11 protein-coding genes and 3 pseudogenes are annotated in these 13,139 nt (G+C 70.0%); 4 read left to right on the top strand and 10 right to left on the bottom strand.

Annotated features, from left to right (window positions below; translation table 11 throughout):
- Window positions 1-88 precede the first annotated feature (88 nt).
- Window positions 89-311 (bottom strand): annotated as a pseudogene (locus ACZ4XD_RS28255) (IS5/IS1182 family transposase); the annotation flags it as partial.
- A 261-nt stretch (window positions 312-572) separates the two neighbouring features.
- Here ACZ4XD_RS28255 and ACZ4XD_RS28260 point away from each other — a divergent pair.
- Window positions 573-1,733 (top strand): hypothetical protein, encoded by a 1,161-nt coding sequence (locus ACZ4XD_RS28260; RefSeq protein WP_468046650.1) that lies wholly within the window; start codon window positions 573-575, stop codon window positions 1,731-1,733.
- A gap of 167 nt (window positions 1,734-1,900) precedes the next feature.
- Here the strand turns inward: ACZ4XD_RS28260 and ACZ4XD_RS28265 are convergent, their stop codons facing one another.
- The 5 genes from ACZ4XD_RS28265 to ACZ4XD_RS28285 form a co-directional block, all read right to left on the bottom strand.
- On the bottom strand, window positions 1,901-2,032 hold the full coding sequence (locus tag ACZ4XD_RS28265) for a hypothetical protein (RefSeq protein WP_468046652.1): 132 nt from the start codon (window positions 2,030-2,032) through the stop codon (window positions 1,901-1,903).
- A gap of 386 nt (window positions 2,033-2,418) precedes the next feature.
- Window positions 2,419-2,718, bottom strand: coding sequence for a carotenoid oxygenase family protein (locus tag ACZ4XD_RS28270; protein WP_468046654.1), 300 nt, complete (start codon window positions 2,716-2,718; stop codon window positions 2,419-2,421).
- Window positions 2,718-2,894: a TetR-like C-terminal domain-containing protein gene (locus tag ACZ4XD_RS28275; RefSeq protein ID WP_468046780.1), complete on the bottom strand. Its 177-nt coding sequence runs from the start codon at window positions 2,892-2,894 to the stop codon at window positions 2,718-2,720. The genes ACZ4XD_RS28270 and ACZ4XD_RS28275 overlap by 1 nt, the downstream gene beginning before the upstream one ends.
- On the bottom strand, window positions 2,864-3,175 hold the full coding sequence (locus tag ACZ4XD_RS28280; RefSeq protein WP_468046782.1) for a TetR/AcrR family transcriptional regulator: 312 nt from the start codon (window positions 3,173-3,175) through the stop codon (window positions 2,864-2,866). The genes ACZ4XD_RS28275 and ACZ4XD_RS28280 overlap by 31 nt, the downstream gene beginning before the upstream one ends.
- A 287-nt stretch (window positions 3,176-3,462) precedes the next feature.
- Window positions 3,463-4,428: a DMT family transporter gene (locus tag ACZ4XD_RS28285; protein WP_468046656.1), complete on the bottom strand. Its 966-nt coding sequence runs from the start codon at window positions 4,426-4,428 to the stop codon at window positions 3,463-3,465.
- A gap of 74 nt (window positions 4,429-4,502) precedes the next feature.
- Here ACZ4XD_RS28285 and ACZ4XD_RS28290 point away from each other — a divergent pair, with 74 nt between their 5' ends.
- The 3 genes and pseudogenes from ACZ4XD_RS28290 to ACZ4XD_RS28300 form a co-directional block, all read left to right on the top strand.
- On the top strand, window positions 4,503-5,420 hold the full coding sequence (locus ACZ4XD_RS28290; RefSeq protein ID WP_468046658.1) for a LysR family transcriptional regulator: 918 nt from the start codon (window positions 4,503-4,505) through the stop codon (window positions 5,418-5,420).
- Window positions 5,421-5,928: 508 nt separating this feature from the next.
- A complete protein-coding gene (locus tag ACZ4XD_RS28295) occupies window positions 5,929-6,228 on the top strand; it encodes a DUF6342 family protein (RefSeq protein WP_468046660.1) in 300 nt (99 codons plus the stop codon).
- An 826-nt stretch (window positions 6,229-7,054) separates the two neighbouring features.
- Window positions 7,055-7,348, top strand: a pseudogene (locus ACZ4XD_RS28300) (transposase); the annotation flags it as partial.
- 383 nt (window positions 7,349-7,731) lie between these two features.
- Here the strand turns inward: ACZ4XD_RS28300 and ACZ4XD_RS28305 are convergent.
- The 4 genes and pseudogenes from ACZ4XD_RS28305 to ACZ4XD_RS28320 all read right to left on the bottom strand — a co-directional run.
- A pseudogene (locus tag ACZ4XD_RS28305) lies at window positions 7,732-8,183 on the bottom strand (FAD-dependent oxidoreductase); the annotation flags it as partial.
- 7 nt (window positions 8,184-8,190) lie between these two features.
- Window positions 8,191-9,711, bottom strand: a complete 1,521-nt coding sequence (gene glpK / locus ACZ4XD_RS28310; RefSeq protein WP_468046663.1) for a glycerol kinase GlpK — start codon at window positions 9,709-9,711, stop codon at window positions 8,191-8,193.
- A gap of 404 nt (window positions 9,712-10,115) precedes the next feature.
- Window positions 10,116-12,029, bottom strand: a complete 1,914-nt coding sequence (locus ACZ4XD_RS28315; RefSeq protein WP_468046665.1) for an ArnT family glycosyltransferase — start codon at window positions 12,027-12,029, stop codon at window positions 10,116-10,118.
- A 38-nt stretch (window positions 12,030-12,067) separates the two neighbouring features.
- Entirely contained in the window at window positions 12,068-13,108 is a 1,041-nt protein-coding gene (locus ACZ4XD_RS28320; protein ID WP_468046667.1) for an NlpC/P60 family protein, read from the bottom strand.
- Between the last annotated feature and the right edge of the window lie 31 nt (window positions 13,109-13,139).

A 13,139-nucleotide genomic window follows, 5' to 3' on the forward strand; every position in this document is an offset into this window, starting at 1 on the left:
ACCCGCTACGACAAGACCGTCGAGTCCTACCAAGCCGCCGTCACCCTCGCATCGCTCCTGATGTGGGCGTGACATTTGAAGACAACTCCTAGGCCCGCTTCTCGTAGCGGGTGGCCACGGCCCGCAAGCCTTTGACCGCGTTCATGCTTCGCTCCGCCTCATCGCATCGGCGAGAGATCTCCTTGTCGAAACCAGTGGGCCGGCCGCCCGAGCTCCCCGGCGTTGTCGGTTCGCCCGCTGATGGGTCGGCTCGGGGATGGTGTGCTTGATCTCCGACGGCGCAGATATCGCCGGTTGCGACGGGAACTGTAGGTCGTTCACCCGCGGGCTGACCCGGCACTGCAACTCTCCCCATCAGTGGGCCTTGGTCACACGTGGGTATCTCCGCAAGCGCGACCCCTCGCACGGCTCTTGGCAGGCAGCCGCGATCGGGAATGCGCGACGGCTTGGTGCTGATCGTGCGCTACCGAGGATGTGTTGCTGTTGTGCCGTGACCTGTAGGTAATCAACACCCCGTAATCTCCCCCGAGTAGGGGATTCAGAGACATACATGGCAACGGCGGGGGAGTGTCATGACATATCGGCGTGTGGTGATGCCGGCGGTGGCTGGAGGGCTGCTGCTCGCGGCCTTTTTGTGGTGGGCGGGGGCAAGTGCGCATGCACTGCACCTGCCGGGTGCCATCGGCATGCTGGGCGGCCAGGGCGCCGCCGAGCTGGAGCGCTGGCTTGCCCCGTGGTCGTACGCCCCTGCGGCCTCGGCCCAGTTCGGCACCGAGGTGCCCGGCGGGGCCGGGGCCACCGGCACTGACTATTTTGAGTTGTACACCACCGCGTTGCAGATCCGGTTCGGCGCGGTCTTCGCTTTCTTCGTCGCCGGGGCGCTGCTCCTGGTGCGCAGGCTGCCGCCGGTGCGGGGCCGGATGCCGGCCGCTCTGCTCGCCCTGTGGGCCTGGGGTGTGGTGGCCGGGACCCTGGCGGTGACCGTCTCCGCGCCGTGGCTGATCGCCTCGTCAGGGCACGGCAGTTACCGTTTCCTGCCCCGGCTGGCGGGTGTCATCTCCTCCGGGCGGCAGGTTTTGGTGCCGGCCGCGCTGGTCGCGGCGGCGTTGACGGTGTTCATCGCGCGCCTGGCCGCCAAGGGGACCGGTCCGCTGCCGCGCGAAGCGGTCCCGGCGCGCGCCGCCCGCCTGGCCGCAACCGTCGCCACCGCCGTGATCGCGCTGTCCCTGGTGGTCCTGTCGTACCAGCCGGCAGCCGCTGCCCTGCAGCAAGTTTCCCCGGGCATCGGGCTGTTCGCCGAACCGGGTGACCTTCTTCGCCAGTGGCTGCTGCTCGGTGCCTGGGCGGGCCCGGGGGGTGCGCCGCTCGGTGCCTGGCTCCTGTATCGCGCCGGCGATGTGCTGCTGCTCGCCGTGGTGTGGTGTGTGCTGCGGCGGCTTCCTGGACTGCTCACCCGGGCCACTGTCCCCGCGATGGCGGCCGGCGCGGTCTGCGCGACCGTCCTCGGGCTGCTGGCAAGCCAGCTGCTGAGGGTGGTGGTGGACGGTGCGAACTCCAGCCTGCGCTGGGACCTGCTGCACCTGTCCGCCAGTATCGGCGAGGGTGTCCCGGCCGCTTTGACCTGGGGCCTGGTGGCGGGGTCCGCGGCTGCTTGGACGCTGCGGGCCGCGGTGGGCCGCGCGGAGCTCGCCGACGCCACCACGCCCGTTCAGGGCTCCGCCCGCCGTGGATAGAACCACAGGGCTATGTGCGAGGAGCCTTCTCGACAGCCGGCTTCTTTCGTCCGGCTGTCGACCATCGAGATCGGACCCCAGCCGGCGAGCCGGGTCTCAACGTCGACAGCCTGGGTAGTTCATGATGCGCTTCCGCCGGAAGTGCACCGCACCTCCCGCGCGGGGTATCACACCCACCCTTGCGCCGGGCGGTTCCCGTTCCAGACGAACGGAATGCCGGTGGGCAGGTGGGCGGCACTGAACACGACGGGGGAGTCGAAGAGGAGCGCGTGGTGCTTGGTCAGGGCAAAGTCGTGCATAGGGGGTTGCCCGGCGCCTCGACGGTCGTGGTCCGCAGCACGGTGCCGGTCTCGTTCATCGCGATGTGCTGGACCTGGTCGCAGCCGTAGCGGAAGGGCGGGGAGTGCGGCTCACGGGTGCGGGGGTCGAAGAGGGATGGGTGTTGGTGCTGTAGCTCTGAGGCGTTGCCCCGAGGTCGCAGGGGCCGACTGTGTCCAGGTCGTAGGTGAGTTCGTAGGGGCGTATCCGGGCGTATCCCGCCCTCGGTGAGCGCGAAGGTGCGGCGCGCGAGACCGACGGCCTGCACGTTGGGGGAGATGTCCATCAGCTCGTCGAGCGGGGTGCCGCGTCGTGGCTCGCCGAGCCGGTCGGTGACGGTGGTGGAGCGGACCCAGCGGTTGGGGTACTACTCGGCACGGCCTTCGCGGATTCGCACCCCGTGCACCATTCCCGCGCCGAGTGTCCAGAGGTGGGTGGCGGCGTCGTCAACGCCCAGCGGATTGGGGCCGTTGCGCAGGTAGTGGCCATGGAGATGGGCCGGTGTCCGGCCGGTGACGGGTAAGTGGTGGGCGGTGATCTCCTCGGTGACCGGAGCGATCGGTCCCGACAGATAGCGGTTGCTGGTCAGGGGACAGTTCTTTTGGAGGTGGGAAGCGGAACCGGTGGTGGTGGGCTGGGTGCTGAAGGACCGTGCCACGGCCGTCATCAGCGTTTCGTAGTGACGGGCGGCGGCCTCCGAGGGGAATGACCGGCGATCTCCAGGCTCACCGCGCCGTGTGACGCGGCCCAGAGGAGCTTCGCGATGTCCTGGGCGTCGCCTGGCCGGAAGGGACCGGAGGCGATGCAGTCGGTCACGGTGGTGGCCGAGGCCTCGAAGGCCATCTCGGCCACGGCCAGCGCCTCAGTGCTCGGCCGGTAGCCGGGCACGGCTGTTCGAACATCACGCGGTAGTAGGCGGGTTCGGCCAATGCGTGTTCCCGGTAGGCCCTGCCCAGCGCGCGCAGCCGGTGCCATCGGGTCACCCTTGGCGGAACGCGCACCTGCGCCCGGCGCAGCCGGGTGAACCCTTCCCGGTACAGGGCGTCGACGAGCCCCTCCTTGCCTCCGAACATGGTGTAGAGAACCTTGGTCGATGCGCCGACCTCGGTGGCGATCCGCCGCATGGCCACCGCGACGGCCCCTCGGCGACCAGCAGGCCGATGGCGCGATCGAGGATCGCGGTGCGCACGGCCTCCTGGCAGGCGCGCTGGGCATCCTGGCAGAGCGTGCTCATGGGTAACGACGTACCTCGTTGGTAACGGTGTTACCCGGGTGTGGGCGGTGAAGGCCCCCCGCTTTCGGCCGGAGGGGGAGAGGCGGGCGGACCGTGGTACGCCCGAAGACAACCCCGGGCCTTGAGCTCCAACGTGGGAATGGCGCCCACGGACCCCGTCAGCCTCGCAGAAAACCCTCAAGTCCGTCGGACAGCGCGAAGACCTGCCCTGGGCCCGTTCTCGGGGGCGCGGCTGTGGTGCCAGACGGCGGCGATCACCAGGGCGCAGCCGCCGGCCTGGGTCGGGGTCGGGCGCTCGCCGATGGCGACGCCCAGTGCGAATGCCAGGACCGGCTGCACCAGCAACAGTGCCGCGCCGGTATGGGGTGCCAGCCGGGGCAGGGCGGTGGTGATCAGCAGCCAGGCCAGGACTTGGCCCACCAGGGCCAGGGCGCTCAGCCAACCCCAGGCGGGCCAGTTCGGGTTGAGGTCGATACCGGTCCACACACCGCCCAGCACCGCCGCCGCGACGGCGGCCGCCGCGGTCGACACACACACCGGCAAGACGGTGTGCTCCCGGCCGCCGCCGAGCCGCATCAGGAACAGATATCCCGCATAGGTCACGCCCGCCGCCGTCCCGAAGGCCATACCGGCGACCGGATCGCTGCCCGGCGCCGGATGCCCGATCGCGCCGCTCGCCAGCGCCACACCCACCAGCATCAGCGGGGCCATCAGCACAAAGCGCCCGGAGAGCTTGGTGCCCGACACCAGCCGGGCGAGCAGCGGAAAGACCACGATCTGAAGGTTCAGCAGAACTGTGGCGACCGAGGCGCCGACGGTGCGGACGGCGGCCGCCCAGAACACCATGTCGACGCCGAGCAGCATCCCCGCCCCGAGGTCCATCGCCAGGTAGCGCAGCGGCCGGGTGCCCACCCTGCGCCCTTCCCGTGCGGCGAGCGGCACCAGGACGACCAGGGCGAGCGCGCAGCGCAAAAACGCCGCCGTCCCCGCGTTCGTCCCCGACAGCTTCATGAACACCGCCGAGGCCGAGATGCAGGCCGATCCCGCGATGACCGCCATCACCGGGCGGGCCGTGGCCCCGCCCGCCCGCCACGCGCCGCTCCCGTCCGGGCGTAGGGAGGACCGCTTGTCCTGAAGCATCATGAATTCCACTGTGCCCGGCCGGACTCATAAGAAAAAGCGTCGATTCGATGGCAGAACTCGGTAGTATCCATGAGGTGTTCGGAATAGACAGGCTCCGTGCCCTGGCAGCGGTGGCCGCCCATGGTTCGATCGCCCAGGCCGCCCCCGCGCTGCACATGACCGCATCAGGGGTGTCACAGCAACTCGCCAAGCTGGAGCGCGAGGCCGGGCACACCCTCCTGGAGCCGTACGGGCGCAGCGTCCGCCTCACCCACGCCGGCCGGGTCCTGGCCGACCACGCCGACCGGGTCCTGGCCCAACTCTCCGCCGCGCAAAGCGACTTGGCCGACCTCGGAGAGGAGGTGCTGGGCCCGCTGCGGATCGGCGGTGTGGGCAGCGCCGTCCGCACCCTGCTGCCCGACGCGCTGGCTGACCTCACCTGCGCCCACCCCCGGCTCACCCCGACCGTGGTCGACGGGGAAGCCGTCGACCTGCTGCCCCGGCTGCTCCACTCAGAACTCGACCTGCTGCTGATCGAGAGCTGGGCCGATCGCCCCGTCCCCGCCCCCGCCGGCGTGACCCTGCGCACCCTGGTCACAGAAGACGTCCAGGTCGCCCTGTCCGAGCGCCATCCGCTCAGCGACCGCGGGGCCGTCGACCTGGCCGACCTGGCAGGCACACCGTGGGCCTGCTGTCCCCCGGGCACCGCACCCCACGAAGCCCTCGTCCAGGCCCTGCGCAGTCGTGGCGTCGAACCCGACATCCGCTATCTCCTCGCCGAGCACACCACCCAACTCGCCCTGGTCGCCCGGAACCTCACCGCGGCCCTCGTCCCCGCGATGTCCAGCCGGCACGCCCCGCCCGGCGTACGGTTCCTGGCCACCCGTCCCGCCCTGCGCCGCGACATCCGGGCCGCCTGGCTCACCCGCGCCGAAAGCCCCCCGGTACGCGCCTGCGTCGCCGCGGTGGAAGCCCACCGGCAGGCCACCGACCAGGACCGTCCGGAGGAATGAGGGAAGTCGGTGCCGGCAGCCCGGCGGCCCGGCGGCAAAGCCTGGACAGCGAACTCTGAAGCGCCTTGACCAGCCGCTCACGCTCGGCGAACTTCCCGTGCACGCGGCTATGAGCGTACGCACCCTCACCCGCCGCTTCCGCGAAGAAGTCCGCCTCACGGCGGTGCAGTTGCCGACGCAACAGCGCCTCTCCGGTCCAGCCGCCATCGTCTCCCGGGGCGTGAGTCACCGGGCCGGAGCCTCGCCTCCGGTTGGCCCTCGATACGCAATTAAGACATCTGACGATGTTTTTGGACTTTGTATGGCTATCTATGCTGTTTGCTCCCATCAGGTGAACGGGCCGTGTAGGTTCTCGAACTGGTTCGGGACGTGTTGCAACGCGCCTGGGCTGGAAAGTTCTTTCACTGGGGGACCGGGGCGCGTCCTTGCCAGGGCTGCAGACATGGAGCGTCGTGGCTGGAGACCTGCGAGAGGAGTGGCGGTCCGCCTGAACTGGAGGGGAAGCCACATGCCGGAGATCGATCTTGGACTGGCGACGGACTGGGACGAGGGCGACACCCACGGCCGCATCAAGCTGAGGCAGAACCAGATCTACCCGACCTCACCCAAGAAGGACGTGCTCATCAGCTCGCCGGTGAGCATCGAGCTGTCCGTGAACACGAACCACTCCACCTCGCAGGAGGCGGACAAGATCTACTTCACGACCCACCACGGATCCACGAAGAAGGTCATCGCGGTACTCGACTCCGACGGCAACCTGCACATCGCCGGCCGCCTGATCACGGATCAGAAAGACCTGTCCTACTAGACGGCCACGACGGCCCACTCTCCCTCGGGCAACAGCGTGGGCCAGTTCCAGAGGGGCTTGAACAGCATCCAGACGTTCAAGCCCGGCTGATGAACCAGCGGGGCGGCGGCAGACTCTGACTCTGACACCGCCCCGTCTGCGCGTATTCGCCCCACCCGCCGTATCCTAGCGGCACCCACACCTGCGCCCGGTTTGCGCGGCACGCACCCGCTGCGCCAGAACCACAGCGGACCGCCTGGCCTCACCGACCGCCTCGCGCAGCTGATCGGTCAGCTGCAGTGCCTCGGCCAGGCCCACCGGCCGCAGCGTTCGGCCCTCCTCCGGAACGTCCAGGGAAGCCATCTCTCCACGGTGCGCCCGTCAGGCGGTGCACGGCAGGGCGACGACGGCGGCCTCGCCGGTCATACCGTCGACTCCGCCACAGCGAGATCAGCGCGGGCCGCCGCGGCGAGCAGATCGAGCCGCTCCCGCCGACGCGCCGAACTGGAGGCACGGCGCTGCGCACAGCAGGCCCTCAGACAGCCAGGCGCTCACGCTGCCCGTTGCCCCGAACCTGGTTCGGTCGTTGAAGGTGTTCACGTCCCCGCTCACCCGGTGTGGCCCCGGTCCGGTGACTTCAGGGCCGGATACACTTCTGCGACAGGGTTTTTGCAGGCGTCACAGATGACTCTGAGATGGTCCTCCGCTTCTGCCTGGATGGCGGCGAAAGACGGGTGGGGTCAGGAAAAGCCGGCCGGTGGGTGTGTGGTAGTTCGCTGGTTGTATGAGGGCTGGGGAACTTGCTGCGTCTCGGGGCCGGTTGGAGGAGTTTGCTGGGGAGGTGTCCTCGGCCGGTGTGGCCCGGCAACACTCCGGCACGCTGGGCAAGGTCGGCAACTGCCAGATCGGCGTCAGTGTCCATGCCGCCTCCGACACCGCCTCATGCCCTCTGTCCTGGCGGTTGTTCCTGCCCGAGAGCTGGGATGCGCCGGAGGTGACCGGCCGCAGGAAACGCTGCCGCGTCCCCGACGACGAACACCACCGCCCCAAGTGGCAGCTTGCCCTGGAGATGCTCGATGAGCTCGCCGGCACCGGCCTGAGGCCCGCCGTGCTGGTCGCGGACACCGGATACGGCGCCAACCCGATGGCCGGCAGGGCTGGTCGTAATAGCCGGGTAGGAGGGCCGGGTCACCCGGCCCTCCTACACCCGACCCGCCACACGCCGGCGTCGATGCGGTCCCGGTCTTCTTCGGTCACACCCCAGCGGTTCAGGTGAGCCAGGACGAACGGCGCACGGTGCGCACGTGGCTCGTCTCGGCGGGCAGGGCGATCACGGCGTGCCGGCATCCTGGTTCAGGAGCAGCAGAAGCGGCGCCGGTGCCGATGTGCCGGCGGGGGCGCGTCCTTGCTGTCCCGGGGGACAGTCGCGGAGGGGCCGACGTGCGCGTGGTGCCTGGGGGAGACCCTTCTCCCGTCGCGACGGCGTTGTTTTCCTGACGCCGTCTTCCTTCCTTACGCTGAGGCCGGCCGCACAAAGATGGATCCCCACGGAGCATTGCGCTTGAGGACGACGTGGGTGCCCTTGGAGAGGCGGATGCTGGGGGCCGCGCCCTTGTCCTCCATGCGGCGCAGGTGGCCCACCCACGGGCCGGTGGCGTTGATGACCAGGCGGGCGTCGGTGCCGAACTCGATGTCGTCCAGGCGGCCTTGCACGCCCACGCCGGTCACCCGGCCGTGGGTGAAGCGCAGGCCGGTGACCTCGGCGTGGTTGATGACGGCCGCGCCGGACCGGACCGCCGCGCGCACCGTCGCCACCCGCAGCCCGGGCCGCGCGGAGTGCCAGGCCACCGAGGTGCCCAGGATGCCGCACCGATCACCAGGAGGTCGTACGCCGCCTTGGACAGTCGTTCACGGGTCCCGGCTCGGCCGGGGCCCGGATGCGCGCCCAGGGGATGATCGTTCTGCAGGGTGCTCATACCTTTCTCAGTGCTCCTCTTCGGTCCAGCCCGTGGTCCGCTCGACCGCCTTGAGCCAGAGTTCGTATGCGTGGTCACGTTCGGCCGCGTCCATCCGGGGCGTCCACTCGGCGGCGCGGCGCCAGTTGGCGCGCAGTGCGTCGGTGTCCGGCCAGAAGCCGACGGCCAGTCCGGCCGCGTAGGCAGCGCCGAGGCAGGTGGTCTCGGCGACCATCGGGCGCACCACAGGGGCGTCCAGGATGTCCGAGATGGTCTGCATCAGCAGGTTGTTGGAGGTCATGCCGCCATCGACGTTCAGTGAGGTCAGGGCAACGCCGGAGTCCTTGTGCATCGCGTTGACGATCTCGCGGGTCTGCCAAGCGGTGGCCTCGAGCACGGCGCGGGCGAGGTGCTGCTTGGTGACGTAGCGGGTCAGGCCCGTGATCACGCCGCGGGCGTCGGAGCGCCAGTACGGGGCGAACAGGCCGGAGAAGGCAGGGACGATGTAGCAGCCGCCGTTGTCCCCCACCGAGCTCGCCAGGGTCTCGATCTCCGCGGCGGTGCCGATCAGGCCCAGCTGGTCGCGCATCCACTGGACCAGCGAGCCGGTGACCGCGATGGAGCCCTCCAGCGCGTAGACCGGCGCCCGCTGGCCGATCCGGTGGCCGACCGTGGTCAGCAGCCCGCTGTGGGAGTGGACGGGCCGGCGGCCGGTGTTCATCAGCAGGAAGGTGCCGGTGCCGTACGTGGCCTTGGCCTCGCTTTCGGAGAAGCAGGTCTGGCCGAACAGCGCCGCCTGCTGGTCGCCGAGCGCGGAGGCGACCGGCACGCCGTAGAGGGCTCCGCCGGCCATGCCGTACACCTCGGCGGAGGAGCGGATCCGCGGCAGGACGGCGGCCGGGATATCCATGGCGGCGAGGAGGCGCTCGTCCCACTCCAGGGTGTGCAGGTTCATGAGCATGGTGCGCGAGGCGTTGGTGACGTCGGTGACGTGGACGCCGCAGGAAGGGCCGCCGGTGAGGTTCCAGATGACCCAGGAGTCCATGGTCCCGAAGAGGATCTCGCCGCGCTCGGCGCGCTCGCGCAGGCCGGCGACGTTGTCCAGCAGCCAGCGGATCTTGGGGCCGGAGAAGTAGGAGGTCAGCGGCAGGCCGGTCGCGTGGCGGAAGCGGTCCTGGCCGACGTCGCCGCCGAGCTCCTGGCACAGCGCGTCGGTGCGGGTGTCCTGCCAGACGATGGCGTTGTGCACCGGCTCGCCGGTCTTCTTGTCCCAGAGGACGGTGGTCTCGCGCTGGTTGGTGACGCCGATCGCTCTGAGGCCGCGGGTGATCCCGGCTTTGTCGAGGGCGCCGGCGACGACCTCCTCGACGTTGGTCCAGATCTCGCTGGCGTCGTGCTCCACCCAGCCCGGCCTGGGGAAGATCTGCTTGTGCTCCTTCTGGTCGATGGAGACGATCCGGCTGTCCCGGTCGAAGATGATGCATCGGCTCGACGTGGTGCCCTGGTCGATCGCGGCGATGAACGGGCCGGCGGTTCGCGCGTGGGTCACGGTGTGCTCCTGGAGCGGCTCAATACGGTGCGGGGGTGGGGGCGGCTGGGCTCGATCGACGTGGAAGCCAGCTGGGTCGGGGCGGCGCCGATTCAGCTCGTCGATGCACTCCAGCGGAGGCCAATCGGAGCGACTCTGCCCCGATGTCATCCACTGTTCGACAATGTCGACCGCAGGACGGCAGTTTTGCCCGCCCTGAGGTTGACGTCAAGGGGTTGCCGCCCGGTAACTTAAAGTTCCGAAGATCCTTGAGCAGTGATCCAGAGCCTGTCGTGGCCGAGATCGCGCGGCGCGCGAGGGGGCAACCCCGTATGGCAGCCGCGCCCTGGCGGTGCAGCCGCCTGCATACGGAAGCCGTCGCGATCCGTGAGTGTGTGGGCCGCGGAACTCGCCGTGTCAGGAGGTCATTTGCCTTCAGCGCAGTCGTAGAGGGTGAAGCTTCCGTCCGAGATCTGACCGTAGGCGCTCGGGGAGACGGGGGTGCAGCTCTTCTTCACCCAGACCGACGCCGGTGTGGACGGGCGGCGCGTGGTGAGGAGGGCGTAGCGCAGTTGGTGGGCGGAGACCAGGTCCCTGAGCCGTGGTGCGGTCGGATAGGGGGTCAGTCCGGTGAAGCCGCCCATGACCAGCACGGGTTGGGGGGTGGCGCGCAGCAGGGGCGAGGCGCCGTAGGCGGCTTGGGTGGCGAGCAGGTACTTCTCCCCGGAACGGTGCGCGGAGAGGTAGTTCAGCAGTGCGCGGTCCCGCCCGGACGGTTCGTTCAAGGGGTTTCGCCGGACCTTGGCCCGGTGGTGGTGCGCATCTTGGTAGCCGGGGCCGACCGGTCCGGCCAGTGGTTCTATCGGTGAGCCGGGGTAGCGCGGGTTCAGACAGGAGGCGGCCCAGACGGCCGGGGCGAGCAGTACGGCCGTCAGGGACGCTGCCAGGACGCTGTGCCTCGCCCGTCGTGTGGTGTGTGGCCCGCTGGTCCACAGGCCGACGGTCCCGCACAGGCCGAGCATCAACACCACCGGCAGCAGCCAGGGCGCGAATTCGCTGTGCGGGCCGTCAATTGCCGTGGCCCACAGTGCCGTGAGCCCGACGGCGACGGGCAGCGCCGCGCGACGCCGGCCACCGGCGAGGTACTCGGCCCAGAGGAGGGCGCTTCCGCCACCGGTCAGCGCGGCGAGGGCCGGAGCCAGTACGGTCATGTAGTAGCCGTGGTTGCCGTTGGAGTTGCTGAAGACCACGATGTGCACCGCCAGCCAGCCGCCCCAGAGCAGGAACCCTGTCCGCGGCCCGTCGGTGCGCGGCTGTCCGGCGCGCCACCACACGCCCAGCGCCAAGACCAGTACGGCGAGCGGCAGGAGCCAGGCGATCTGCGGGCCCACGCTCTGGTTGACCACCATGGTCCAACCCGTGTTACCGGTGGTGCGGCTGGCGGCGGTGCCGGCGACGGCGCCCAGCGCATGCGGGTCGTCGCCGAAGCGGCTCAGCCCGTTGTAGCCGAAGACCAGGGTGAAGGGGTTGTTGTTGCTGGTCCCGTCGATGTAGGGACGGTTCGCGGCGGGGGTGACCCATACCAGCAGCAGCCAGGAGCAGGAGACGACGAGTGCGGTGATCCCGGCGAGCAGCAGCCGCCGGGCCCGGTCCCATCGGGAACCAGGTGCTGCCAGTTGGTACACCGCGGCGAAGACCGGCAGGACGAGCCACGCCTGGAGCATCTTGGCCTGGAAGGCCAGACCCACCCAGCTCCCGCAGATGAGCAGCGGCAGCAGCCTCCCGGTGCGGACGGCCTTCTGCAGCGATCCTGCCGCGAGGACCAGCAGCAGGACGAGCAGGGTGTCGGGGATATTGTGCCGGTTGAGCGCGACGGTGACCGGAGTGAGGGTGAGTACCAGCGCGGCGAGCAGCCCTGCCAAGGGGCCGGCCCAGGCACGGACGATCCGGTGCAACGCCCAGACGGCGAGTACGCCCTCCAGCACCTGCGGCAGTACCGCCGCCCAGTTGTACGGTCCGAGGAGCCTGACGGAAAGGGCCTGGGGCCACAGCGCACCGGGGATCTTGTCCAGAGTGACTGAGCCGCTCGGGTCGAGCCCGCCGAAGACGAAAGCGTGCCAGTTCGCGGCCATCGACCGCACGGCCGCGGAGTAGTACGGGTGCACCGCGGCACGGTCGATGGCCCAGGTGTAGAGCACCGCGGCAGCTGCCAGGATCAGCAGCAGGGCGTAGGACTCCCGGCTGACGGCGGTCCGCTGACGGCGCTTGGCGTGGGCGCGTCTGATGCCCTGCGAGGGGTGCCGGTCGGTGGTGTCCCGGGTGAGGGGGGTGGTGGCCATGGCGTGGTCTCTCCTGGGGCGGGCTGGGTACGTCGGCTTCACAGGCGGCGGGCCGTGCGGAACCCTTGGGCGTAGAAGCCATGGCCGTCGAGCGTCGCGCGGCCGGCCAGGTCGCCCATGGTGGGCCCGTTGGCCCGCGAGCGGCTGGAGTAGAAGCGTGGGCGCCCGTCCGTGTCCGGACCCAGGTACATGCCGACGTGGTCGATGTCGTGCGGTCTGCCGATGTCGATGGCGAAGAAGACGAGGTCGCCGGGGAGCAGCAGGCTGATGTCGGCAGGTGGCCGGCCGGTGTTCGGGATCAGCAGCACGCCGGGGGCCCGGGAGGCGATGGCGTAGGCGCGGCGGGGCAGGCCGGCCCCCGGGCCGTTGGTGGCGTGCATGGGGTAGCCCATGCGGTAGCCCCAGACCAGGCGCATGAAGCCGGAGCAGTCCACGTCCCCGTAGCGCTCCTTCTCCGGGTGCTTGCGGATGCCGTCAGGGAAGGTCCAGGGAGTGCCGAGGTAGTCGTAGAAGTCGGACTTCTCATCGCGGTAGTCGAATGATGTCGGCGACTGTCCGGGAACGAGCGGCCCGAAGTGAGCCTTGCCGGCGTAGCGCAGACCCGATGCGTTGCGCAGATCGTGCGCCCCGTCGCCGTACTGGAAGGCCACGGCGAGGACGTCCGGACTGCGGTCGGCCAGGGCCTTGGAGAACCACTCCCGGAACCAGCGAGTTCGCTCCTTGCCCTGACTCCATGCACCGCCCATCAGCCGTACCCAGGCGTTGCTGCGCACCACCGCGCCGGTGGTGCGCGGCTCGCTCCAGGTACGGGCCGGGCCGGTCAGCAGCGCGGTGCGGGCACCGTCGGTGAAGGTGGCCAGCACGCGGCCGTCGGCGGCGCGAACCACCGTACGGGCAGGCGCGGCGCGGCGCTCGAAGCGGTAGCCGCCGGCCGGGACCGAGAAGTCACCGTCCGGTACGCCGTTCCGAAAGCGGTGCCATGCGTATCCGGTGACCGCACCGGCGGAGGCCAGACCGGCGGCGCAGGCCAGGATCTGACGGCGACTGGGGCTGCCGGGCGGGGTGGGGTCGGTGCCCATGGCGACCTCCTCTTGCGTGCGGATGGGTACG

It is taken from the genome of Streptomyces sp. NPDC029466 (genome assembly GCF_055574515.1).